Here is a 22545-nt window from a genome sequence, read left to right as displayed (position 1 = left end):
CCATGGCCGACCTCTCCAAGAAGGTGATCATCACCTGCGCCGTGACCGGCGGCATCCACACCCCGACCATGTCGGACGCGCTGCCCTACAAGCCCGCCGACATCGCCGCGCAGGCCATCGCCGCGGCCGAGGCGGGCGCCGCCATCCTGCACCTGCACGCGCGCGACCCCGAGACCGGCCGGCCGTCGCCCGACCCCAAGGTGTTCATGCAGTTCCTGCCGGTGATCAAGCAGGCCACCGACGCGGTGATCAACGTCACCACCGGCGGCGGGCTCAACATGACGGTGGAGGACCGTCTCGCCGCCCCGCTCGTCGCCAGGCCGGAGATGTGCTCGCTCAACATGGGCTCGATGAACTTCGCCATCTACCCCCTGGCCGACCGCTACAAGGCGTGGAAATTCGACTGGGAGGAGCCCTATCTGCGCGGCACCGACGACTTCATCTTCCGCAACACCTTCCGCGACATCACCCGCATCCTCAAGCTGCTCGGCGAGGAGCACGGCACCAGGTTCGAGCATGAATGCTACGATGTCGGGCATCTGTACAATCTCGCCCATTTCGTCGATCGCGGGCTGGTCAAGCCGCCGTTCTTCGTGCAGATGATCTTCGGCATTCTGGGCGGCATCGGGCCGGATCTCGACAACCTCATGTTCATGAAGCGTACCGCCGACCGGCTGTTCGGCGCCGACTACCGTTGGAGCGTGCTGGCCGCCGGCCGCTTCCAGATCCCGTTCGCGACCGAGGCGGCGCTGCTTGGCGGCTCGGTGCGGGTGGGGCTCGAGGATTCCCTCTATATCGGCAAGGGCAGGCTGGCGTCCTCCAATGCCGAGCAGGTGGCCAAGATGCGCCGCATCCTCGAGGAACTGGGACACGAGATCGCCACGCCCGCCGAGGCCCGGCAGATCCTGGGCCTCAAGGGTGCCGACCGGGTGGGCTTCTGAAGGCAGCAAGGAATGACGAACGGCAGCGACGAAACACGGGGGGGAATCCAGGTCATCTCGCGCGCGGCCGCCGTGCTGCGCAGCCTCAAGGGCCAGCGCGAGGGGCTGAGCCTCGGGCAGATTTCGGAGAAGGTCGGACTGCCGCGCTCGACCGTGCAGCGCATCGTCGGCGCGCTGCAGGCCGAGCAACTCGTCATCGCCGCCACCCCCGACCGCGGCATCCGCCTCGGCCCGGAGCTGAGCTCACTGGCCGAATCGGCCCGCATCGACGTGGTGGAGATCCTGCATCCGTACCTGGCCGAACTGGGCGAGCGCACCGGCGAGACCATCGACCTCGCCGTGTTCCGCGCCCGTCGCATGGTCTTCGTCGACCAGATCCCCAGCGCTCACCGCCTGCGCGCCGTATCCTCGGTGGGCGAGGCCTTCCCGCTCACCACCACCGCCAACGGCAAGGCGTGCCTGGCCAAGCTCTCCGACCACCAGGTGCTCGACCTGCTGCAGCACGAGCAGCCGGAGCGCTTCGCCGATGTCGGCCGGCGGCAGCATTTCCTCGACGAGATCGCCGCCGTCCGCGCCGCCAAGGTCGCCTTCGACCGCGACGAACACACCGACGGCATCTCGGCCATCGGCGCGTCCTTCTTCGACCTGCAGGGCAACCTCTACGCCATCTCGATTCCCACCCCGAGTTCGCGCTTCGCGCGCAGCGAGCCCAAGATCGTCAGGGAATTGCTCAAGACCCTCGCCCGCATCGACAAGCTCGAGATCGTCAGCGGCACCTGACGCCGCCGGCGATTCCCCCGGCGGGCGAAATGCTCTAAGGGAGGCGGACGGGCCGGGCGGGCCCGCGGCGAGCCGGCGGAGGCGCGGTGGTTAAGCTCAATCGTTGGCAGATCGCGGCCTGGCTGCTGCTTGCGGCCATCGCGGCCGTCACCCTCGTGCCCATCGGCTGGCGACCCGAGACCGGGGTGCCGGTGCAGCTCGAGCGCTTCGCCGCCTTCGCCGCCCTCGGTCTGGCCTTCGGCCTCGCCTATCCGCGCCGGCTGTGGCTGGTGGCGCTGCTGCTGGTGGGCGCGGCGCTGGCGCTCGAGGTCCTGCAGCTGGTCGTCGTCACCCGCCACGCCGGCCTCCGCGACGTCCTCGCCAAGCTCGCCGGCGGCGGCTGCGGGCTGCTGGCGGGGTGGGTGCTCATGCGCGCCCGGCGCCGTCCTGCTGCGACCGATCGCAGCAGCTAGCGATCAATCCGGTTGGCCAAATCACGGCCCGTCTTGCCTTTTTGCCCGGCACTTGCAAGGTGGCGGCATGAAAATCCTCATCCTCGGCAGCGGCGTCATCGGCGTCGCCTCAGCATATTATCTTGCCAAAGCAGGCCACGAGGTGACGGTCGTTGACCGCCAGCCCGGACCCGGCCTCGAGACCAGCTTCGCCAATGCCGGCGAGATCTCGCCCGGCTATTCGGCCCCGTGGGCCGGGCCGGGCGTGCCGCTCAAGGCCATCAAGTGGCTGCTGATGCAGGATGGGCCGCTGGTGCTGCGCCCCAAGCTCGACCCGCGCATGTGGGTGTGGGGCGCGCAGATGCTGGCCAACTGCACGCACGACGCCTATGCCGTCAACAAGGGCCGCATGGTGCGGCTGGCCGAGTACAGCCGCGACTGCCTCATCGAATTGCGGGCCGAGACCGGCATCGCCTATGACGGGCGCAGCCAGGGTACGCTGCAGCTGTTCCGCTACCAGAAGCAACTCGACGGGGCGCAGGACGACATCGCCGTGCTCGCCCAGTACGGCGTTCCCTATGAAGTGCTCGACCCGGCCGGATGCGTCGCGGCCGAGCCTGGGCTGGCCACCGCCGCGGTCAAGTTCGTCGGCGGGCTGCGCCTGCCCAACGACGAGACCGGCGACTGCGCCATGTTCACCGAGCGGCTGGCGGAGATCTGCAAGGGCCTCGGGGTCGAGTTCCGCTTCGGCACCACCGTCACCGGGCTCGAGCGCGCCGGCGACCGCATCGGCGGCGTCGCCACCAGCGCCGGGACCCTGACCGCCGACGCCTATGTGGTGGCCATGGGCAGCTACTCGCCGCTGCTGCTGCGCCAGCTCGGCATCATGCTGCCGGTCTATCCCATCAAGGGCTACTCGCTGACGGTGCCGATCACCGACGCCGCGGTGGCGCCGGTGTCGACGGTGATGGACGAGACCTACAAGGTCGCCACCACCCGCCTCGGCGAGCGCATCCGCGTCGGCGGCACCGCCGAGATCGCCGGCTACGACAATACCCTGCACCCCTCCCGCCGTGGTCCGCTCGAGCGCTCCCTGCGCGACCTGTTCCCGCGCGCCGGCGACGCCCGGCAGGCCAGCTTCTGGTGCGGGCTGCGACCGATGACGCCGGACGGCACGCCCGTGCTGGGCGGCGTCGAGGGGCTGGGCAATTTGTTCCTCAATACCGGGCACGGCACGCTCGGCTGGACCATGGCGACCGGCTCGGGACGCGTGCTCGCCGACCTCGTGTCCGGCAAGCGCGCCGAGATCGACACCTCAGACCTCGGCCTCGCGCGCTATCGCTGAGGCCGGCGCCCGCCCCGGCGCCGGCTCGGCCGAGCGCCGCATGCGGGTGCGCCCGTGCCCGGTCTTGGCCCAGAAATACGGGCGCGTCAGCAGTTCGTGCAGCGCCCGGACGGTGGCGATCGTGTGCAGGACCCAGTAGACCGGCAGCAGCACCTGGTAGGCCAGCAGCTCCGGCCGCCCCAGCCGCAGCAGCCCGGCGACGGCCAGCGCCACGGCGCCGCCATAGCCGACCAGCAGCACCAGCAGGCCGACCCCGTCCCAGGCGTCCATCCCCGCGAGCGTGGCGTGGCCGCTGAGCAGCGCCGCCAGCAGGCCGGCGACGACGACGCTGTGCAGCAGCGCCGAAACCAGCATGCTGCCGATATAGATCTCGAAGGCGAGGAAGCCGCGCCAGCCGATGTCGGCGAGGAAGCGGCGCGGGTCGCGGTTGTGGACGATGAAGGTCTGGGCCCAGCCCTTCATCCATCTCGTGCGCTGCGCCATCCAGGCGCCGAGGGTGATCGGGGCCTCCTCGCGGGTGTGGCTGGCCAGCGTCGCCGAGCGGTAGCGCAGGCGCGCCATGCGCGTGCCCAGGTCGGCGTCCTCGGTGACGTTGAAGGCGTCCCAGCCGCCCAGCTCGCGCAACGAGCGGGTGCGGAAATGATTGCTGGTGCCGCCCAGCGGCATGGGCAGGCGGTGGGCCGCGAGGAAAGGCAGCATGACGCCGAACTGGCCGGCATATTCGCCCGCGAACAGGGCCGTCAGCCAGTTCTCGGCGGCGTTGTCGACGGTCAGTTCGGCCTGCAGGCAATCGAGACCGGGGTCGGCGACGAAAGCTCCGGCGGCATGCCGCAGCTGGTCGGGCGCCGGGATGTCCTCGGCATCATAGACGACCACGTACTCGCCCCGCACCAGCGGCAGGGCGTAGTCGAGGGCCTTGGGTTTGGTGTGGGGCGGGGCGTCGGGGACGACGACCAGTTCGAAGCTCGGTTCGCCCAGGATGCGGCGCACGGCCGCGACCGTGCTCTCGCTGCGCTCTTCCACCACGAACTTGATGTCGAGCTTTTCGGGCGGGTAGTCCAGCGCCCGCATGGCGCGCTCCAGCAGCGGCACCATGTGCGCCTCGTCCCGCAGCGGGATCAGCACCGAATAGACGGGTAGTTCCGCGTCGTCGGGCAAGGGGGGCGGCCCGGCCTCCGGCGGGGTCCGGCGGCAGGCGGCCAGCAGCCGGAACAGCGCCGGCACGACGAGCAGGACACCCACCAGGGGTACGAAGAGCGGCCGCGACCAGAACGGCGCCAGCGCCGCGACCAGCGCCAGCGTGATGACGCCGGCTACGAACCCGGCCCGGGCCCGCAGCGGCAGGTCGAGATGGGCGCTGGCGAACGGCCAACGGCGGGCGAGGCGCTGGCGCGCCTCCTCGATCAGCAGTTCCTCGTGCGCCCGGGCGATCTCCTGGCGCAGCGCGCCTATGGGCACGAGGCAGACGCGGTCGCGCAGTTCCGGGTGGGCCTCGACATGCCCGGCGAGGGCGACGAGCTCGGCATAGCGCGGGGCGCAATAGACGGTTTCGGCGCCCCGCTGCCGGGCGCGGATGGTGCGCACTTCTGCCAGGGCATCGATGCGCCCGATCCACGGGTGCCGCGACGCCGCCCGCGGGACGGTGGGCGCGTAGCGCAGCCCGGCCCACGCCGCGGCGCGTTGCATGGCGTCGGCGGGGCCGAGGCCGTAGCGGTGCGTGCACCGGTCGATGGCGTCGACCGATTGGCGCGCCGCCGCCTCGAGCAGGGTTACGGCCTCCGTCTCGGACGGCGCGGCCTCGCCCAGGATGGCGGTGACGAGACTGATCGGCGTGGACAATGCTGCGGCATGAAAAAATCAGGATGAACAAAGCGTAAAAAGAACCGGCGGCGGATGCGTAATCGGGCCGGCGCCGGCACCGCGATTCATAGCGGGACCGCGCCCGCCTGCCTATTCGTACTTGCCCTCATCGGGGCGGGGTGCGCCGGGCCCTCGCCTTTGCCTGGAAATTGGGCGATAAGCCGAAGGGTCCTGTTCCCGCCTCGACGCGAAAACCATGCGCCTGCTCGCCCTGCTGACCTTTCTCACGTTCTGCTGGCCGGGCGCGGCGCACGCCCAGGCGCTGCCCTATCACGCCGATCCGAGCGCCCGCGAGATCGTGCCCAACCTGGCGCTGGTCCCCGCCATCCGTTTCCTGACCACCGCCGATTTCCCGCCGTTCAACTATCGCGACGAGGAGACGGGCGAGCTGATCGGCTTCAACATCGACCTGGCGCGGGCCCTGTGCGACGAGCTCGGCGTCGCCTGCACCGTCCAGGCCTGGCCATGGGAGCAGGCGGCCCGGGCGCTCGCCGACCGCCAGGGCGACGCCCTCATTGCCGGCCTCGCCCTCACCCCCGAGAACGGCGAGCTGTTTGATTTTTCCTCGCTATATCTTGCCCTGCCGGGGCGCTTCGTCACCCGGCTCGCCGCGGCGCCGGGGTTCGCGCCGGCGGCGCTGGCCGGCAAGACGGTGGCGGTGCGGCGCGGCTCCACCCATGCCGAGTTCGTCCGCCGCTACGTGGCCGGTGCCGTACTGCGCGAGTTCGACGGTGAGTTCGAGGGCCTCGACGCGCTGGCGCAGGGGACCGTCGATGCCTGGTTCGGCGACGGGCTGCGCGCCTCCTTCTGGCTCAACGAACACGTCACCTGCTGCGATTTCGCCGGCCCGCCCTATTTCCGGCCGGACCTGTTCGGCGAGGGTCTCGCCGTCGCCGTCCCCGCCGGCAACGACGCGGTGCGCCAGGCCATCGACTACGGCCTCGCCCGCCTGCAGCGCGCCGGAAAACTGGACGAACTCTACCTGCGCTGGTTCCCGGTCAGCTTCTACTGAAGCTTGCGCATGCGGGCCCGCGCCGCCGCCTCTATGGCGGCGGTGACCAGCCGGTCGGTGGCGAGCCGGTCGCGGATCATCTCGAGCAGGCGCAGTTCCTCCTGCGGCAGCTGCAGGTCGACGACGGCGACCTCAACGGCCAGCGCGTAGGCGGTGTCGTGCAGCCGGACGGGAAGGGCGGCGACGGCGAGATCGAGGACGCCGTCGAGGCCGCCGGCGCCGTTGATCGCGTCGATGCAGGCATTGGCGACGTCCGCCAGCCGCTCCGGGGGGAAGCCCTGCAGCGCCGGCGTGCGCCGGACCAGGCCGCCGATCAGCCCGAGCTCACGGTCGGAGATGCCGGCGTCGGAGGAGGCGGTGACGACCATGAGGTAGACGAGCGCGTCTTCGGTGGAGAGCGGCATGGGCGATCCTCGCTGTGGCAGACCCGGCCATACCTATGGGGCGCGCCGCGCCTTGGCAAGCGGGCGGCGGGCCGGCGCCGCCATTGACGCGGCGCCGCCGCTGGTGCAACACACCGGCGTCCCTGCAACTCCGTCAACAAGGCCCTGGCGTTGACCCCCGCACCGCTTCCCCCGCTCGATCCGGCGTTCTACGACGCCGCCCAGACTGCTCGCGCCTGGCCGTTCGAGGAAGCGCGCAAACTGGTGCGGCGGCTGGAACGCACGGGCAAGACGGAGGCGCTGTTCGAGACCGGCTACGGCCCTTCCGGCCTGCCCCATATCGGCACCTTCGGCGAGGTGGCGCGCACCACCATGGTGCGCACGGCGTTCCGGCTGCTGACCCGCGACCAGGTGCCGACGCGGCTGCTGTGCTTTTCGGACGACATGGACGGCATGCGCAAGATCCCGGACAACGTGCCGGACCGCGCCTTCCTCGAGCCGCATTTGCACAAGCCGCTGACCAGCGTGCCCGATCCGTTCGGCGGCGAGTATCCCAGCTTCGGCGACCACAACAACGCCATGCTGCGCCGCTTCCTCGACACCTTCGGCTTCAACTACGAATTCGCCAGCGCCACCCAGTACTACAAGTCCGGCAAGTTCGACGCGGCGCTGCTGCGCGCCGCCGAGAAGTACGACGAGATCATGGCGGTGATGCTGCCCACGCTGGGGGCGGAGCGGCAGGCAACCTATTCGCCGTTCCTGCCGATCTCGCCCATGAGCGGGCGCGTGCTCTACGTGCCGATGAAGGACGTGAACGCGGCGGCGGGCACCATCACCTTTGCGGACGAGGACGGCACCGACGTCACCCTGCCGGTCACCGGCGGGCACGTGAAGCTGCAGTGGAAGCCCGATTTCGGCATGCGCTGGTCGGCGCTGGGCGTCGATTTCGAGATGTTCGGCAAGGACCACCAGACCAACGCCCCGATCTACGACCGCATCTGCGAGATCCTCGGCGGCCGTGCACCCGAGCACTATGTCTACGAGCTCTTCCTCGACGAGGTCGGTCAGAAGATCTCCAAGTCCAAGGGCAACGGCATCACCATCGACGAGTGGCTGGCCTACGCGTCTCCCGAGAGCCTGGCGCTGTACATGTTCCAGAAGCCGCGCGTCGCCAAGCGCCTCTATTTCGACGTCATCCCGCGCGCCGTCGACGAATACTACCAGCACGTGGCGGCCTACCAGGAGCAGGACGCCGCGGCGCGCGTCGAGAACCCGGCCTTCCACATCCATGCCGGCCACCCGCCGGCGGCGACGACACCGGTCTCCTTCGCGCTCCTGCTCAACATCGTCTCGGCTTCCAACGCCCACGATACCGACGTGCTGTGGGGCTTCATCACCCGCCATTACCCGGGCGTGACGGCGCAGAGCCACCCCGAACTCGACAAGCTCGCGGGCTACGCGGTGCGCTATTTCAACGACCGGGTGAAGCCGACCAAGCGCTTCCGTGCGCCCACCGACAAGGAACGCGCGGCGCTGCAGCAACTGCACGACGATTTGGTCGGCAAGGACGACTGGAGCGCCGAGGACCTGCAGAACCTCATCTACGAGGTCGGCAAGGCCCACCATTTCGAGCCGCTGCGGGCGTGGTTCGCCGCCATCTACGAGGTGCTGCTGGGCGCCGACCAGGGCCCGCGCTTCGGCTCGTTCGTGGCGCTCTACGGCGTCGCCGAGACGCGCCGGCTGATCGTCGATGCGCTGGCGGGCAAGCTGCTCGGGCAGGCGGCCTGAGGCTGCCCCCGAGCCGGAAACGCGCTACTGGCTGGCCCAGATGATGCGGCCCATGCCCTCGACGTCCTTGACGTCGACGAGGCGTGGCGGGTGCGCGGGGTTGAGCGAGTGCAGTTCCAGCGTCCGCGCCGTCTGCCGGTAGAGGATCTTGACCAGGACCTCGCCGTCCCTGGTGCGCACCACCACGCGGTCGCCGCGCCTGGGCTGGGCCGTGGGCGAGACCACGATGATGTCGCCATCGCGGTAGAGCGGCAGCATCGAGTCGCCCGTCACCTCGAGCGCGTAGCTGCCGTCCTGGCCGGCCGCGGGCAGGGCGACTTCGTCCCAGCCCTGCCCGGCAGGGTACCCGGCGCTGTCGAAGAAGCCCCCCGAGCCGGCCTGGGCCAGCCCCAGCAGCGGCACCGACGGGCGCAGCATGGGCGTCGCCGCCTGCACGAAGGCGCCGGCGCCCGCGAGGAACTGGTCGATGCTCTCGCCCGTGGCTTCGAGGATCTTGGCAATGCTTTCGGTCGAGGGCCAGCGCGCGCGCCCGTCCTTGCTCACCCGCTTGGAGCGGTTGAAGGCGGTGGCATCGAGCCCGGCAATGCGGGCCAGCCCCGAGGCGGTGAAGCCGTGCCGCGCGGCGAGGGCATCGATGGCGTCCCAGATTGCGCTGTGCGAAAGCGGCATGCTTGCGGGCCTGAATGAAAGGAAAGATGTCTCCTTGAGGAAACAAGTCCTAGACACTATCCATTGCGGCGAGGCTTGTAAAGCGCCGCCGCTTGTCGCCGGCCGGCCGACTCAGTAGGGTCCGGCCGCTTTTCCCCGCGAGCCGATGCCGCCGATGCCAGTCCCCGAACTCGTCTACAAGATCGTCACCGCCGAACTGGCCGACGCCGCCGAGCGCAGCGGCGTGCTCGCTCCCATGCCGGTGGACCGCAGCGACGGCTATGTGCACCTGTCGACCGCCGCGCAACTGCCCGAGACGTTGGCGCTGCACTTCCGCGGCCGGGACGGCCTCGTCCTGCTCGCCGTGGGCACCGCGGCGCTGGGGGAGGCGCTGCGCTTCGAGCCGTCGCGCCGGGGGGAACTGTTCCCGCATCTCTACGCGCCGCTCGCCATGGCCGCCGTCGTGTGTAGGGCCGGCATTGCGGTGGCCGCCGACGGCTCCTGCGTGCTGCCGGAGTGGGTGCGGTGATTTTCTCCCGCCTGTCGCCGCTGCTGCGGCTGCCGCTGCTCTCCGGCCTCACCCGCGAGGCGCTGCTGCGCATGGACCCCGAAACGGCGCACGCCGCCACCATCAACGCGTTGCGGCTCGGCCTCGCCCCCGAGGCGGAGCATCCCGACCCGCCCGAACTGAGGACGACGCTGTGCGGGCTGGAGCTGCGCAATCCCGTCGGCATGGCCGCCGGCTTCGACAAGAACGCCGAGGTGCCGGCGGCGCTGGCGCGCATGGGCTTCGGCATGGTCGAGATCGGCACCGTCACCCCGCGTCCGCAGCCGGGCAATGCCCGCCCGCGCCTGTTCCGGCTGCCCGCGGCCGAGGGCGTCATCAACCGCCTGGGCTTCAACAATGACGGCCACGACGCCGTGTTCGCCCGGCTCAGGGACGCCCGTGTCGGCGCCATTCTCGGCGTCAATATCGGGGCCAACAGGGACAGCGAGGATTTCGTCGCCGACTACGTCAAGGGCGTCGCCCGCTTCGCCGCGGTCGCCGACTACCTCGCCGTCAACATCTCCTCGCCCAACACGCCGGGGCTGCGGAACCTGCAGTCCGAGGAAGCGCTCAAACGCCTGCTCGGCGAGGTGCTCGCCGCCCGCGCCCGTGCCAGCGTGCGCGTCCCCGTCCTGCTCAAGCTCGCCCCCGACCTCAACGAGGCACAGATGGACGGTATCGCCGCGGCCATCGCGCGCACCGACCTCGACGGCCTCATCGTCTCCAATACCACGGTGAGCCGCGACGCCGTCGCCGGCCTGCCGGGCGCCGAGGAGGAGGGTGGCCTCTCCGGCCGGCCGCTGTTCAACCTCGCGACGCGGCGCCTCGCGCAGATGCGCCAGCGCGTCGGCACCCTGCCCATCGTCGGGGTCGGGGGCATCTATTCGCCCGAAAGCGCCGTCGCCAAGTTCGAGGCCGGGGCCGACGCCATCCAGCTCTATTCGGCGCTGGTGTTCGGCGGCCTCGACCTGCTCGAGCACATCAAGCGCGGTCTCGTCGCGCGCGTGCGCGCCGCCGGCGGCACCTCCGTCGCCGACCTCACCGGCCGCACCACCGCCGCCTGGGCCGCCGGCACCGCTTCGCTCTAGGGGGCGAACAGCGCCGCCTTGCGGCGCTCCAGGCCCCACCAGTAGACGCCGGCGCGGGCGAGGAAGAAAACGTGGATGGCGACCCACAGCCCGGTATTGCCCAGGGGCGGCTGCAGCAGGACGGCGGCGGCGAGGAACACGCCCAGCGCTATCAGCATGCCGTCCCGCATCACTGTGTTGAGGGTGATGCCGATGAGGATGCCGTCATAGACGAAGGCCGGCATGCCGGTGAGGGCGCTGAGCGCGGCGAGCCACAGGAACTCGCGGGCGTAGAGGCGCACCGCCTCGCTGGTGGTCATGAAGTCGATCAGCATCCAGCCGCTGGCGAACCAGGCGAGCCCCAGCGCGGCCGCGAGCAGCGCGCCCCACCGGAACGACAGCGCGTAGGCGCGCTCGAACGCCGGTCGCCAGTTGGCGCCCACCGCCTTGCCGCACAGCTGCTCGCTGGCCTGCGCCAGCCCGTCGAGGAAGAAGCCCGAGATCATCAGGAAATTGAGCAGGATGGCGTTGGCGGCGAGCGGCACCTCGCCCATGCGCGAGCCCTGTGCGGCGAACCAGCCATAGGCGCCCATTAGCGCCATGGAGCGGATCATCAGGTCGCGGCTCAACCCGAACATGCGCCTGAGCGCGCTGGCATCGAGCAGGTCGCGCGGCACCAGCAGCGCCGCCATCCGGCGCGCGCCGCCGAAATGGCGCACCAGCAGCGCGAGGCCGGCAAGGCAGGCCGCCGCCTGGCCGAGCACGGTGCCGAGCGCCACCCCGGGGATGCCCCAGCCGAGGCCGTAGACGAAGCCGATGGACAGCGCAATGTTGACGCCGTGGATGATGAGCTGCAGCACCATGCCGGTGCCCGCCGCGGCGCGGCCGTAGAACCAGCCGAGCAGGGCGTAGTTGACCAGCGAGAACGGCGCCGACCAGATGCGCACCGCGAAATAGTCCTCGAGCGCCGCGGCCACCCCCGGTGCCGGCGCCATGGCGAGGGTGGCGAGCCACAGCAGCGGCGCGGTGAGCGCGATCATGACGACGCCGATGCCGGCGCCGAGCGCGATCGCCCGGCCCACGTGCAGCAGCCCGTCGCGCGAGTCGCGCGCCCCGATCGCCTGCGCCGTCAGCCCGGCCGTGCCGGTGCGCAGGAAGAAGGCGAGCGAGAAGATGAAATCGAACACCAGCGCCCCGATCACCAGCCCGCCGAGCAGCGCCGCCTCGCCCAGCCGGCCGATGACGGTGATGTCGACGAGGCCGGCCAGCGGCTCGGTGATGAACGCCAGCGAGGCCGGCAGCGCGATGCGCCAGATGTCCTGCGAGCGGACGTCGAAGGGGTAGACCGGCCGGCTCAATTCTTGCGCACGACGCGCGAGGCGCCGGCGACCTGCATGACCGGCGTCACCTCGAGGCTGGCGATGTTGACGTGCGCCGGCCGGGTAGCGAGGAACCACACGATGTCGGCGATGTCCTCGGGCAGGAGCGGCTCGACGCCCTCGTACAGCGCCTCGTTGGCCGCCTCGTCGCCATGCGTGCGCACCAGCGTGAATTCCGACTTGGCGAGGCCCGGCTCGAGCGTGGTGACGCGGATGTCGGCGCCGGCGAGATCGGTGCGCAGATTGTGCGAGAACTGGTGCACGAAGGCCTTGGTGCCGCCATAGACGTTGCCGCCCGGATAGGCCCAGCGCTGCGCCACCGAGCCCATGTTGACGATCGAGGCGCCGCGCCCCGCCGCCCTGAGCAGCGGCAGCACTTCCATCGTGGTGTGGATCAGCCCCTTGATGTTGGTGTCGATCATGGTGTTCCAGTCGTCGAGGTCGACATCGGGGATCGGCCTGGTGCCGAGCGCCAGCCCGCCATTGTTGAACAGGCAGTGGATCGGCCGGAAGTCGGCCGGCAGGCCGGCGACGGCGGCGACGATGCTCTGGCGATCCATCAGGTCGACCTGCGCCGTGTGGACGACCCCCTCGGCGAACTCGGCCCGCAGCGCCGCGAGCCGTTCCTCCCGGCGGCCGGTGGCGACGACCTTCCAGCCGTTCCGCGCGAACAGCCGCGCCGTGGCGGCGCCGAAGCCGGAGGTGGCACCGGTGATGAAGATGACGGGCATGGCGGGTCCTAACTGTCGGTGACGAGGTCGATGGCGATGTCGGCGCGCGGACGCGAGCGGGCGACGAGGTCATAGTTGGGAAGGTCGACCCTTTCAACATGCGCGCGGTTGCGCGCCTCGGTGAACAGGCCCGCCGCCGCGTGGCGGCGCAGCAACCGCGCCCGCACCGCTTCGCGCGGCACGGCGATGAACACGGCGCTGTCGAGCAGCGGCCGCACCCGCCCCCAGGGTGGCTCCGCGAGCAGCAGATAGTTGCCCTCGACCACCAGCAGCCGCACGCCGGCGGCGACGGTGAAGGCGTCCTCGACCACGTCCTCGATCTGGCGCGAATAGCCGGGCCCGTGCATCGGCCCCGTTGCACCCTTGAGCCGCTCGAGGAACTGGGCGAAGGCGGCACCCTCGAAGGTATGCGGCGCCCCCTTGTCGGCCACCGTGCCGAGCGCCTCGAGCCTGGCGTGGCGCATGTGGAAGCCGTCCATCGGCACGTAGGCGGCGAGGCCCGGCCGGCCCGCGTTCAGCCGCTCGACCAGTTGCGTCGCCAGCGTCGACTTGCCTACCGCCGGCCCGCCGGCGAGCCCCAGCGCCACCCGGCCGGGCCGGCGCGCCAGCAGGTCGCGCGCCAGTTCGGCGAGGAAATCCAGCGCCTGCGCGGGGGTGAGGCTGAGCGTCTGCGGGGCATCGGTCATGCCCGGAGCTAAGCGCGCCGGCCCGGCGGCGGCAAGGGGCATGCCGGCATCCCGCTCGCGCGGCCGCAGTGGGGGGCGCTTCGCACGGACCGGGGTGCTGGTCCACCCGCCGAACTTCATCCTCCCGCTTGTCGCGAGCACCTACGCGCGCTGTCGGCGCCCACCCTCCCCCGCGTCAGCGCGGGGAGGGTCGGGGAGGGGGTGGCGCGGCAGGCGCCAGCGCCGGCTTCGCCACCTTGTCCCACGTATCACGCCCGAAAAAGTCATCCCGCCCCTATTGCCCGCATCGATCCGGCCGCCCCATACTGCGCACAAAACGGGAACATGCGCTTGCCCCTCGATGCCAGGATAGAGAGCTGGTTCGCTGCCAAGGGCTGGGCGCCGCGCCGGCATCAGCTCGAGGTGCTGGCCGCGGCCGAAGCGGACGCCTCGGCCATGCTGATCGCGCCCACCGGGGCGGGCAAGACGCTGGCCGGGTTCCTGCCCACGCTCAACGCGCTGGCGATCGAGCCGGGGCAGGGCCTGCATACGCTCTACCTCTCCCCGCTCAAGGCGCTGGCGGTCGACGTCGCCCGCAACCTGCTGACCCCGATCGCCGAGATCGGCCTGCCCATCACCGTCGAGACCCGCACCGGCGACACGCCGGCGGCGCGGCGCCAGCGCCAGCGCCGGGCGCCGCCGAACATCCTGCTGACCACGCCCGAACAGCTGGCGCTGCTGCTCAGCCACGCCGACGCCGCGGCGATGTTCGGTACGCTCCGGCGCATCGTCCTCGACGAACTGCATGCGCTCGCCACCAACAAGCGCGGCGAACTGCTGGCGCTCGGCCTGGCGCGGCTGGCGACGCTGGCGCCGCAGGTCCGCATCACCGCGCTCAGCGCCACGGTCAGGCGCCCCGACCTGCTGCGCGACTGGATCGCGGCGCCGCTGCCGGGGATCGAGGCGCGGCTGCTCGTCGCCGAAGGCGGGGCCAGGCCCGACATCGCCATCCTCGAGAGCGAGGACCGCGTGCCCTGGGCCGGCCATTCGACGCTGTACGCCGTCCCCGAACTCTACGACGCCATCCGGCGGCACCACACCACGCTGCTCTTCGTCAACACCCGCTCGCAGGCCGAACTGCTGTTCCAGCATCTATGGGCGGGCAATGAGGACGGCCTCGCCATCGCGCTGCACCACGGCTCGCTCTCGGTCGAGCAGCGCCGCAAGGTGGAGAGCGCCATGGTGGCCGGGACGCTGCGCGCCGTGGTGTGCACCTCGACACTGGACCTCGGCGTCGACTGGGGCGACGTCGACCTCGTCGTGCAGGTCGGCGCGCCCAAGGGCGCGAGCCGCATGCTGCAGCGCATCGGCCGCGCCAACCACCGGCTCGACGAGCCATCCAAGGCGCTGTTCGTGCCGTCCAACCGCTTCGAGGTGCTCGAATGCGAGGCGGCGCTGGAGGCGGTCGAGCGCGGCGCCCAGGACAGCGAGGACCCGGTCGCCGGCGGGCTCGACGTGCTCGCCCAGCACGTCCTCGGCTCGGCCTGCGCCGCCCCCATCGAGCCGCTGGCGCTGTTCGACGAAATCCGCCGCGCCTGGCCCTATCGCGACCTCGAATGGGAGCAGTTCGAGCGCGTGCTCGATTTCGTCGCCACCGGCGGCTACGCGCTCAGGGCCTACGAGCGCTACGCCAAGCTGAGGAAGACGCCGGAGGGGAGGTGGCGCGTCGCCAATGCGCAGGTGGCGCAGCAATACCGGCTCAATGTCGGCACGATCGTCGAGGAGCCGATGGTCAAGGTGCGGCTGGTGCGCGGCGGCGGCTACCGGCGCGGCGCCACCACCGGGCCGATCGGCCGGCACGGGCGGGTGCTGGGCGAGATGGAGGAGTATTTCTTCACCACGCTGACGCATGGCGACACCTTCCTGTTCGGCGCCGAAGTCGTGGCCTACGAGGGCATGTTCGAGAACGAGGCCTATGTCTCGCGCACCGTCTCGAGCGAACCCAAGATCCCCTCCTACATGGGCGGCAAGTTCCCGCTCTCGACCTATCTCGCCGACGGCGTGCGGCGCCTGCTGTCGCGGCCCGAGGACTGGCACCTGCTGCCCGACCAGGTCGGCGACTGGCTCAGGCTGCAGCGCGACATCTCGCTGCTGCCGCCCCCCGACGGCATGCTGGTCGAGACCTTCCCGCACGGGGCGCACAACTACATGGTGTGCTATCCCTTCGAGGGCCGGCTGGCGCACCAGACGCTGGGCATGCTCTTGACCCGCCGGCTCGAGCGCGCCCGCGTCCGCCCGCTCGGCTTCGTCGCCTCCGACTATGCGCTCGCCATCTGGGCGCTCGGCGATTTCTCCGCCCTCATCCGCAGCGGGCGGCTGTCGCTCGACGCGCTGTTCGACGAGGACATGCTGGGCGACGACCTCGAGGCCTGGCTCGACGAGTCGGCGCTGATGCGGCGCACGTTCCGCAACTGCGCCATCATCTCCGGGCTGATCGAGCGCCGGCATCCGGGCAAGGAGAAGACCGGCCGGCAGATCACCGTCTCCTCCGACGTCATCTACGACGTGCTTTACCAGCACGAGCCCGACCACATCCTGATCCAGGCGACGCGGCGCGACGCGGCCCGCGGCCTGCTCGACATCGAGCGGCTCGGCCAGTGCCTCAGACGCATCAAGCGCCACATCGTGCACAAGCCGCTCGACCGAATCTCGCCGCTCGCGGTACCTGTGCTGGTAGACATCGGCAAGGTGCCGGTGCATGGGGAAGCGCGCGAGAGCGCCATGGCGGACGCGGCCGCTGAACTCCTGGCCGAGGCGATGGGGACGAATTGAACCGGAACGGGGCGGCAGAGACAGCCGCGGCGGCACAGGAGAGCGACACCGTGTTCCTGCGTTTCGGCAACGAAATGTTCGAGCCGCTGGCGTCCGGCGCCCTGTACTGGCGCGCCCGCCGGACGCTGCTGGTCGCCGACCTGCATTTCGAGAAGTTTTCCTCGTTCGCCCGCCGTGGCCGGATGCTGCCGCCCTACGACACGGCGCTGACGCTCAGGCGGCTCGCCGCCGACATCGCCCTGACCGGGGCCGCCGAGGTGGTGGCGCTGGGCGACAGCTTCCACCGCGACGAGGGGGTGGCGACGCTCATCGAGGCCGACCGCGCGCAATTGCTGGCGCTGCTGCGGCAGGTGCGCTGGACCTGGCTCGCCGGCAACCACGATCCGGCTCCGCACGCGCTCGGCGGGGTGTGCCTGCCGGCGCTGCAAATCAACGGCCTGACGCTCGCGCACGAGCCGCGGGCGGGCAGCGCCGGGCTCGTCGCCGGGCACCTGCATCCGGCGGCGCGGCTCCACATCAACGGCCGCTCGGTGCGCCGGCCGTGCTTCGTCCATGACGGGCAACTGCTGATCCTGCCGGCCTATGGCGCCTCGACCGGCACGCTCGACATCACCGGCCCGGCCTTTGCCGGCCTCTTCGACTGGTCGCGCCTCGGCGTCGTCATGGTGGGACGCGGCCGCGTCTATCCGGTGAGCCCGAGGCGGCTGGTGGCCGCCCCCGCCGGGGGCAACTGAGCGCCTTGGGGCGGCGACGGGTGGTCAACGGCGCGCGCCGGGCGTAAGCTGCCGGCAGAACGAGTTCGGGGGCTGCCATGTCCTTTGACCTGAGCGCCGAACTGCTGGCGCGAATCCAGTTCGCGTTCACGGTGTCCTTCCACTTCCTCTTCCCGGCCTTCACCATCGGCCTCGCGAGCTACCTCGTCGTGCTCGAGGCATTGTGGCTGCGGCGCGGCGATGCCGCCTACCTGCAGCTGTTCGACTTCTGGAAGACGATCTTTGCCGTCACCTTCGCCATGGGCGTGGTTTCCGGCATCGTCATGAGCTACCAGTTCGGCACCAACTGGGCGAAGTTCTCGGACGTTGCCGGCCCGGTCATCGGCCCGTTGATGGGCTACGAAGTGCTGACGGCCTTCTTCCTCGAAGCGGGTTTCCTCGGCATCATGCTGTTCGGCCGCAACCGGGTCGGGCCCCGGCTGCATTTCCTCTCCACCCTCCTCGTGGCCCTGGGCACGCTGCTCTCGGCGACCTGGATTCTCGCGGCCAATTCCTGGATGCAGACGCCGTCGGGCTATGCCGTCAACGCCGCCGGCCAGTACGTGCCGGCCGACTGGTGGGCCGTGATCTTCAATCCCAGCTTCCCCTACCGGCTGGTGCACACCGTGATTGCCGCCTACCTGACCACCGCCTTCGCCGTCGGCGCCGTGGGCGCCCTGCACCTGCTGCGCAACCGCGACGACCGGCTGGCGCGGATCATGTTCTCCATGGCCATGTGGATGGCCGCCATCGTCACCCCCCTCCAGATCGTCGCGGGCGATCTGCACGGCCTCAACACCCTTGCCCACCAGCCGGCCAAGGTCGCCGCCATGGAGGGGCACTTCGAGACCTATCGCGGGGCGCCGCTCATCCTGTTCGGCATTCCCGACGACGCCGCCGAGGCGACGCATTACGCGCTCGAGATCCCGAAACTGGGCTCGCTGATCCTGGGCCACAGCTTCGATGCCGAGATCCGCGGCCTCAAGGCGTGGCCGCGCGAGGAGCGCCCGCCCTCGCTGATCCCGTTCTACGGCTTCCGCCTGATGGTCGGGCTGGGCCTGCTCATGCTGGCGGTCGGGCTGTGGTCGCTGTGGTCGCGCTGGCGCGGCCGGCTCTACACCGACGCCGCGCTGCATTGGGCGGCGCTGGTCATGGGCCCGTCCGGCTTCGTCGCCGTCCTCGCCGGCTGGTTCGTGACCGAGGTCGGCCGCCAGCCCTACACGGTGTACGGGTTGCTGCGCACCTCCGAGAGCGTCTCCGGCGTCGCGGCGCCGGCCGTGGGCACGACGCTGGTGCTGTTCATCGCCGTCTATTTCATCGTCTTCGGCGCCGGCATCTTCTACCTGCTGCGCCTCATGCATCGCGGGCCGCAGACGGGCGAGGAGGGCCTCGAGGAGGCGCCGATCCGCACCGCCGGCATCACTCCGGCGCAGCAGATCGAAGCGACGGGAGGAGACCATGGCGCTTGACCTGCCCACCATCTGGGCGGCGCTGATCGCCGTCTCGGTGCTCGCCTATGTCCTGCTCGACGGCTTCGACCTCGGCATCGGCATCCTGTTTCCGCTGTTCCCCGAAAAGCGCGACCGCGACCTGATGACCAACACCATCGCGCCGGTGTGGGACGGCAACGAGACCTGGCTGGTCATGGGCGGCGGCGGCCTGCTGGCGGTGTTTCCCCTGGCCTATGCGACCATCTTTCCCGCCCTCTACATGCCGCTGATCCTGATGCTGCTCGGCCTCATCTTCCGCGGCGTCGCCTTCGAGTTCCGCTTCCGCACCGAGCGCTGGCGGCCGCTGTGGGACTGGGGCTTCGCCATCGGCTCGACCACGGCCGGGCTGATGCAGGGCATCGCGCTCGGCGCCCTGGTGCAGGGCATACCGGTGGTCGACCGGCAATATGCGGGCGGATGGTGGGACTGGCTGACCCCGTTCAGCCTGCTGACCGGGGTCGCCCTCGTCATCGGCTACGTCCTGCTCGGCGCCTGCTGGCTGATCTACAAGACGACGGGCGACGTGCAGGCGCGGGCGCGCCGCCTGGCGCTGCCGGCGGGCATCGGCACCGTCGCGCTGATCGGCGTGGTGAGCCTGTGGACGCCGTTCCTCGAGCCGCTCTATTTCGAGCGCTGGTTCGGCTGGCCGACGATCGTCTTCTCCGCCTTCGTGCCGGCGTTGCTCCTGGTGTGCGCCTGGGGACTGTGGCACGGCCTGCGCACGGGGCGGGACCTGCTGCCCTTCCTGTCGGCGCTGGGCCTGTTCGTGCTCAGCTACGCCGGCATCGGCATCAGCTTCTACCCCTTCATCGTGCCGGGGGCGCTGACCTTCCACGAGGCGGCCGGGCCCGACGCCTCGCTCGGCTTCCTGCTCGTGGGCGCGGTGGTGCTGATCCCGATCATCCTCGCCTACACGGCCTATGCCTACTGGGTCTTTCGCGGCAAGGTCCATGCGGGGGAGGGCTACCACTGAGGCCGGGGCTGGCTCGCCGGCTGGTGTGGTTCGCGGGCCTGTGGCTGGCCGGCGTGGCGACGGTGCTCGCCGTCGCCGTCGTCATCCGCCTGGCGCTCGGCCTGTAGCTAGCGGCGGAAGACGACGCCGCCGAGCCAGCCGGTGAACAGGGCAAGGGCGACGGCGACGAGCCCGTAGAGCAGCGGCTGCTGCTGGGCGGCGAGGCCGACGAAGCGCTCGAAGCCGATCTTGCGCACGGAGAAGCCCTCGGCGTGCTCGGCGATGACCGCGCCGTTCTTGAACAGGTAGGTGCGGGCGAGATAGGGCCCGGGAGTGGCGTCGCTGGGCAGGCTCACCTGCGCCAGATAGAGGGTGTTGGAGCGGAACACGACGCCCTGCTCGTTGAGGCCGAAATAGCCCTCCTTGGTCATCAGCCGCACCAGCTCGCCGCCGAACCGGGCGGCCGCGGCGGTGCCGGGCGCCGCCGCGGCACCGGTCTGCGCCTCCGGCAGCAGCTTCATGCGTGCGAGCGTCGCCTCGTCGGTGATGTCGGTGAGCTGGCCGCTGGCGAGCACTTGGTAGAAGGAGGGGAACTCCTTGAACACCATCTGCTCGCTGTTCATCCAGATGCCCAGCTGCCGCCGCTTGAGCCGCGCCACCCGGGTCTGCAGCGGCCCGGTGATGACGATGACGATGTGGAACGGCCCCTCGACGTAGCGCTGCGTCGCCCCCGCCTCGGGCTCGATATTGCCGAACAGCGTCAGCTTCTCGCCGACGAAGCTGGACGTGATGGCGACCTCGTTGTTGGACAGCGTCGCCACCAGCTTTTCGGCCTGCGCCGGCCCCGGCACCAGCAACGCGAGGACGAGCAGGAGCACCAGCGCTCTCATGGCACGCCCCCGGCGCCGAGCACGGCCATGCTGAAGGGATCGGCGGGGGTGGCGACCAGCGTGTAGCCGAAGCGGATGGCAACGGCGAGGATGAGCACCGCCAGCATGGCCCTGAGCTGTTCGCCGCGCAGGTAGCGGCCGGCCGAGGCGCCGAACTGGGCCCCGACCACGCCGCCGACCATGAGGTTGAAGGCGAGCATGATGTCGACGCTCTGGCTCTGCACGGCATACAGGATCGTGGTCACCGCCATCATGACCACCACCTGCAGCAGCGAGGTGCCGATGACGACGTTGCCGGGCACGCGCAGCAGGTAGACCAGCGCCGGCACGAGGATGAAGCCGCCGCCGATGCCGAGCAGGGCGCCGACGAAGCCGATGAACAGCCCGATCAGCAGCACCGGCAGGACGCTGATATAGAGCTTGGACTTCTTGAAGCGGATGCGCATCGGCAGCCCGTGCATCCAGTTGTGCTGGTTGGGCAGCTTTTCGCGCACGACGATGCCGGCCCGGCGCTTGAGCAGGGCCCGCACCGACTCGACGAGCATCAGCGTGCCGACGAAGCCGAGCAGCAGCAGGAAGCTCACCGAAATGACGAAGTCGATCTGGCCGGCGGCCTGCAGCGCCGAGAAGGTGGCGACGCCGATGAAGGCGCCCAGGGTGCTGGCCAGCACCAGATACATCGCCAGGTGCATGTCGATGCCGCCACGCCGGTAGTAGCTCAGCGCCCCCGAGGTCGAGGCGGCCACCACCTGGCCGGTCACTGAGGCGACGGCGACGGGCGCCGGTACGCCCGAGAAGATCAGCAGCGGCGTCAGCAGAAATCCCCCGCCCACCCCGAACAGTCCCGACAGGAACCCCACGGCGCCGCCGATGCCCATCAGAAAGAAGATGTTCATCGAGAGTTCGGCGATGGGCAAGTAGATCTGCACCAGCAGGCGTCCGTATTGACCAGGAAACCAGGTTCATAAATGTCTGTCGTCGCGAAATTGCGACAGGCAGACAAACCCGACTTCACCGCTCATACCAGCAAAGTGCAAAGGGTAAGTTGACGAATGCGCCCCGCGGGCGGACGCGCTGCTAGCTCGGCTGGCTGCCGAGGACCGCAAGCAGCCGCGGGTTGATCGCGCCGCTCTCGCTCATGCCGGTCGCCCGCTCGAAGGAGCGGATCGCCTCCGCCGTCTTGCGGCCGGCGACGCCGTCGGGCGTGCCGACGTCGTAGCCGAGCCGGCGCAGCGCCAATTGCACGCTGGCGACGACCTGCTGGCTGGCGATGGGCTCGCCCGGGTCGAAGCTGTCGCTCCACGTCCCGATCGGGGCGAAATTGGCGGCCAGGTCGATGGGCGCCGGCGTCCACGCCGCGACCTCGGCATTGAGGCGGCCGACCACGTCCGCAGCGAGCGAGCCGGCGACGTCGTCGCGGGCCTTCTCAGCGTCGGCGTCGCCGTGCATGGCCGCGATGGCGAACCATTTGTAGGACTGCTCGAGGTCCTGCGGCACGCCGAGGCCGCGCGCGTACAGCATGCCCAGATTGAACTGGCTGTCCTTGAGCCCGCGCTCGGCCGCCTGCCCGAACCACTGGGCGGCGGTATCGAATTGCTGCTCGCCGAGGGCGCCCCCGGCGTGCAGCGCGGCGAGGTTGTGCATGGACATGCGGTTGCCCGCCTCGGCGGCACGCTGGTACCACAGCCGCGCCTGCTCGAGGTCGCGGGGGACGCCCTGGCCGTGCTCGTAGAGATTGCCCAGGCGGTACTGCGCCGGGGCGAAGCCCTGCGCGGCGGCGCGCTCGTACCAGGTTGCCGCGGTGGCGAGGTCCTCGGGCACGGCCCGACCCTCGGTATAGACGGCTGCAACCTCGAACTGGGCCCGCGCGTCGCCATCGGCCGCGGCCCGGCGCAGCGCCTCGGGCCCGACGGCCGCCGGCGGCAACTCGATCTCGGCCGCGCCGGCGGCGGGCTGGTTGGCGGGGGTGCTCGGCGCCGTGCTGGAGACCGCGGTGAAGCGTCTGGGCAATTGCGGCATCGCCCCCGAGGGCATGAACCCTCTTGCCGCGGC

General features: G+C 70.5%; 21 protein-coding genes. 12 read left to right on the top strand and 9 right to left on the bottom strand.

The window, feature by feature from the left end; translation table 11 throughout:
• The first annotated feature begins 2 nt into the window (after nucleotides 1-2).
• From VGD93_RS16305 to VGD93_RS16290, 4 genes are all read left to right on the top strand, one after another.
• A complete protein-coding gene (locus VGD93_RS16305; RefSeq protein ID WP_395013221.1) occupies nucleotides 3-941 on the top strand; it encodes a 3-keto-5-aminohexanoate cleavage protein in 939 nt (312 codons plus the stop codon).
• A 12-nt stretch (nucleotides 942-953) separates the two neighbouring features.
• Complete coding sequence (locus VGD93_RS16300) at nucleotides 954-1721, top strand: IclR family transcriptional regulator (protein ID WP_395013220.1); 768 nt, start codon at nucleotides 954-956, stop codon at nucleotides 1719-1721.
• Nucleotides 1722-1807: 86 nt separating this feature from the next.
• Complete coding sequence (locus tag VGD93_RS16295; protein WP_395013219.1) at nucleotides 1808-2173, top strand: VanZ family protein; 366 nt, start codon at nucleotides 1808-1810, stop codon at nucleotides 2171-2173.
• 67 nt (nucleotides 2174-2240) lie between these two features.
• Complete coding sequence (locus VGD93_RS16290; protein ID WP_395013218.1) at nucleotides 2241-3497, top strand: D-amino acid dehydrogenase; 1257 nt, start codon at nucleotides 2241-2243, stop codon at nucleotides 3495-3497.
• Here the strand turns inward: VGD93_RS16290 and VGD93_RS16285 are convergent.
• Nucleotides 3468-5336, bottom strand: coding sequence for a glycosyltransferase family 2 protein (locus VGD93_RS16285; protein ID WP_395013217.1), 1869 nt, complete (start codon nucleotides 5334-5336; stop codon nucleotides 3468-3470). The genes VGD93_RS16290 and VGD93_RS16285 overlap by 30 nt on opposite strands.
• A gap of 217 nt (nucleotides 5337-5553) precedes the next feature.
• Between VGD93_RS16285 and VGD93_RS16280 the strand changes: the two genes are divergently transcribed.
• Nucleotides 5554-6369, top strand: coding sequence for a transporter substrate-binding domain-containing protein (locus tag VGD93_RS16280; RefSeq protein ID WP_395013216.1), 816 nt, complete (start codon nucleotides 5554-5556; stop codon nucleotides 6367-6369).
• Here VGD93_RS16280 and VGD93_RS16275 read toward each other — a convergent pair.
• The gene (locus VGD93_RS16275) at nucleotides 6363-6773 is read right to left on the bottom strand and encodes a tellurite resistance TerB family protein (RefSeq protein WP_395013215.1); all 411 of its coding nucleotides are present in this window, start codon (nucleotides 6771-6773) and stop codon (nucleotides 6363-6365) included. The two genes, VGD93_RS16280 and VGD93_RS16275, sit on opposite strands and share 7 nt — an antisense overlap.
• Before the next feature lie 150 nt (nucleotides 6774-6923).
• On the opposite strand from VGD93_RS16275, the gene VGD93_RS16270 reads away from it, so the two are divergent.
• Nucleotides 6924-8540, top strand: coding sequence for a lysine--tRNA ligase (locus VGD93_RS16270; RefSeq protein ID WP_395013214.1), 1617 nt, complete (start codon nucleotides 6924-6926; stop codon nucleotides 8538-8540).
• 24 nt (nucleotides 8541-8564) lie between these two features.
• Here the strand turns inward: VGD93_RS16270 and VGD93_RS16265 are convergent, their stop codons facing one another.
• On the bottom strand, nucleotides 8565-9209 hold the full coding sequence (locus VGD93_RS16265) for a S24 family peptidase (RefSeq protein ID WP_395013213.1): 645 nt from the start codon (nucleotides 9207-9209) through the stop codon (nucleotides 8565-8567).
• Between the two features lie 154 nt (nucleotides 9210-9363).
• Between VGD93_RS16265 and VGD93_RS16260 the strand changes: the two genes are divergently transcribed.
• Together VGD93_RS16260 and VGD93_RS16255 are read left to right on the top strand one after the other, a co-directional pair.
• Complete coding sequence (locus VGD93_RS16260) at nucleotides 9364-9717, top strand: DUF952 domain-containing protein (RefSeq protein WP_395013212.1); 354 nt, start codon at nucleotides 9364-9366, stop codon at nucleotides 9715-9717.
• A gap of 29 nt (nucleotides 9718-9746) precedes the next feature.
• Entirely contained in the window at nucleotides 9747-10823 is a 1077-nt protein-coding gene (locus VGD93_RS16255; RefSeq protein ID WP_395013235.1) for a quinone-dependent dihydroorotate dehydrogenase, read from the top strand.
• Here VGD93_RS16255 and VGD93_RS16250 read toward each other — a convergent pair.
• Genes VGD93_RS16250 through VGD93_RS16240 form a run of 3 tightly spaced genes read right to left on the bottom strand, consistent with a single transcriptional unit; the run spans nucleotide 10820 to nucleotide 13598 of the window.
• Nucleotides 10820-12160 carry an MATE family efflux transporter gene (locus tag VGD93_RS16250; protein ID WP_395013211.1) on the bottom strand — a complete coding sequence of 447 codons (1341 nt, stop codon included), beginning with the start codon at nucleotides 12158-12160 and terminating at the stop codon, nucleotides 10820-10822. The two genes, VGD93_RS16255 and VGD93_RS16250, sit on opposite strands and share 4 nt — an antisense overlap.
• Nucleotides 12157-12912: an SDR family NAD(P)-dependent oxidoreductase gene (locus tag VGD93_RS16245; RefSeq protein WP_395013210.1), complete on the bottom strand. Its 756-nt coding sequence runs from the start codon at nucleotides 12910-12912 to the stop codon at nucleotides 12157-12159. Before VGD93_RS16245 ends, VGD93_RS16250 begins: the two co-directional genes overlap by 4 nt.
• An 8-nt stretch (nucleotides 12913-12920) precedes the next feature.
• Nucleotides 12921-13598 carry a nucleoside/nucleotide kinase family protein gene (locus VGD93_RS16240; protein ID WP_395013209.1) on the bottom strand — a complete coding sequence of 226 codons (678 nt, stop codon included), beginning with the start codon at nucleotides 13596-13598 and terminating at the stop codon, nucleotides 12921-12923.
• Between the two features lie 324 nt (nucleotides 13599-13922).
• Between VGD93_RS16240 and VGD93_RS16235 the strand changes: the two genes are divergently transcribed.
• From VGD93_RS16235 to cydB, 4 genes are all read left to right on the top strand, one after another.
• A complete protein-coding gene (locus VGD93_RS16235; RefSeq protein ID WP_395013208.1) occupies nucleotides 13923-16409 on the top strand; it encodes a ligase-associated DNA damage response DEXH box helicase in 2487 nt (828 codons plus the stop codon).
• Between the two features lie 50 nt (nucleotides 16410-16459).
• Nucleotides 16460-17143, top strand: a complete 684-nt coding sequence (pdeM, locus tag VGD93_RS16230) for a ligase-associated DNA damage response endonuclease PdeM (protein ID WP_395013207.1) — start codon at nucleotides 16460-16462, stop codon at nucleotides 17141-17143.
• A gap of 77 nt (nucleotides 17144-17220) precedes the next feature.
• Complete coding sequence (locus tag VGD93_RS16225) at nucleotides 17221-18630, top strand: cytochrome ubiquinol oxidase subunit I (RefSeq protein WP_395013206.1); 1410 nt, start codon at nucleotides 17221-17223, stop codon at nucleotides 18628-18630.
• The gene (gene cydB, locus VGD93_RS16220; RefSeq protein WP_395013205.1) at nucleotides 18620-19624 is read left to right on the top strand and encodes a cytochrome d ubiquinol oxidase subunit II; all 1005 of its coding nucleotides are present in this window, start codon (nucleotides 18620-18622) and stop codon (nucleotides 19622-19624) included. Before VGD93_RS16225 ends, cydB begins: the two co-directional genes overlap by 11 nt.
• Before the next feature lie 107 nt (nucleotides 19625-19731).
• Here the strand turns inward: cydB and VGD93_RS16215 are convergent, their stop codons facing one another.
• The 3 genes from VGD93_RS16215 to VGD93_RS16205 all read right to left on the bottom strand — a co-directional run.
• Nucleotides 19732-20493, bottom strand: coding sequence for a TIGR02186 family protein (locus VGD93_RS16215; RefSeq protein WP_395013204.1), 762 nt, complete (start codon nucleotides 20491-20493; stop codon nucleotides 19732-19734).
• Nucleotides 20490-21422: a sulfite exporter TauE/SafE family protein gene (locus VGD93_RS16210; RefSeq protein WP_395013203.1), complete on the bottom strand. Its 933-nt coding sequence runs from the start codon at nucleotides 21420-21422 to the stop codon at nucleotides 20490-20492. The genes VGD93_RS16215 and VGD93_RS16210 overlap by 4 nt, the downstream gene beginning before the upstream one ends.
• Before the next feature lie 148 nt (nucleotides 21423-21570).
• Nucleotides 21571-22545, bottom strand: a 975-nt coding sequence (locus VGD93_RS16205; protein ID WP_395013202.1) for a peptidoglycan-binding protein, incomplete at its 5' end; no start/stop codon positions are given.

This window comes from Devosia sp., from assembly GCF_036406155.1.
GTDB lineage: Bacteria > Pseudomonadota > Alphaproteobacteria > Rhizobiales > Devosiaceae > Devosia_A.
The sequence above is the reverse complement of the archived record's forward strand: the minus strand, read 5'-3'. Positions and strand labels throughout refer to the sequence as shown.

What these genes read in the sequence shown, in the direction of transcription:
- VGD93_RS16305 (WP_395013221.1), top strand. Translation starts at nt 3, where the DNA reads ATGGCCGACCTCTCCAAGAAGGTGATCATCACCTGCGCCGTGACCGGC.
- VGD93_RS16300 (WP_395013220.1), top strand. Translation starts at nt 954, where the DNA reads ATGACGAACGGCAGCGACGAAACACGGGGGGGAATCCAGGTCATCTCG.
- VGD93_RS16290 (WP_395013218.1), top strand. Translation starts at nt 2,241, where the DNA reads ATGAAAATCCTCATCCTCGGCAGCGGCGTCATCGGCGTCGCCTCAGCA.
- VGD93_RS16280 (WP_395013216.1), top strand. Translation starts at nt 5,554, where the DNA reads ATGCGCCTGCTCGCCCTGCTGACCTTTCTCACGTTCTGCTGGCCGGGC.
- VGD93_RS16275 (WP_395013215.1), bottom strand. Translation starts at nt 6,773, where the DNA reads ATGCCGCTCTCCACCGAAGACGCGCTCGTCTACCTCATGGTCGTCACC.
- VGD93_RS16265 (WP_395013213.1), bottom strand. Translation starts at nt 9,209, where the DNA reads ATGCCGCTTTCGCACAGCGCAATCTGGGACGCCATCGATGCCCTCGCC.
- VGD93_RS16260 (WP_395013212.1), top strand. Translation starts at nt 9,364, where the DNA reads ATGCCAGTCCCCGAACTCGTCTACAAGATCGTCACCGCCGAACTGGCC.
- VGD93_RS16245 (WP_395013210.1), bottom strand. Translation starts at nt 12,912, where the DNA reads ATGCCCGTCATCTTCATCACCGGTGCCACCTCCGGCTTCGGCGCCGCC.
- VGD93_RS16240 (WP_395013209.1), bottom strand. Translation starts at nt 13,598, where the DNA reads ATGACCGATGCCCCGCAGACGCTCAGCCTCACCCCCGCGCAGGCGCTG.
- VGD93_RS16235 (WP_395013208.1), top strand. Translation starts at nt 13,923, where the DNA reads ATGCGCTTGCCCCTCGATGCCAGGATAGAGAGCTGGTTCGCTGCCAAG.
- VGD93_RS16225 (WP_395013206.1), top strand. Translation starts at nt 17,221, where the DNA reads ATGTCCTTTGACCTGAGCGCCGAACTGCTGGCGCGAATCCAGTTCGCG.
- cydB (WP_395013205.1), top strand. Translation starts at nt 18,620, where the DNA reads ATGGCGCTTGACCTGCCCACCATCTGGGCGGCGCTGATCGCCGTCTCG.
- VGD93_RS16215 (WP_395013204.1), bottom strand. Translation starts at nt 20,493, where the DNA reads ATGAGAGCGCTGGTGCTCCTGCTCGTCCTCGCGTTGCTGGTGCCGGGG.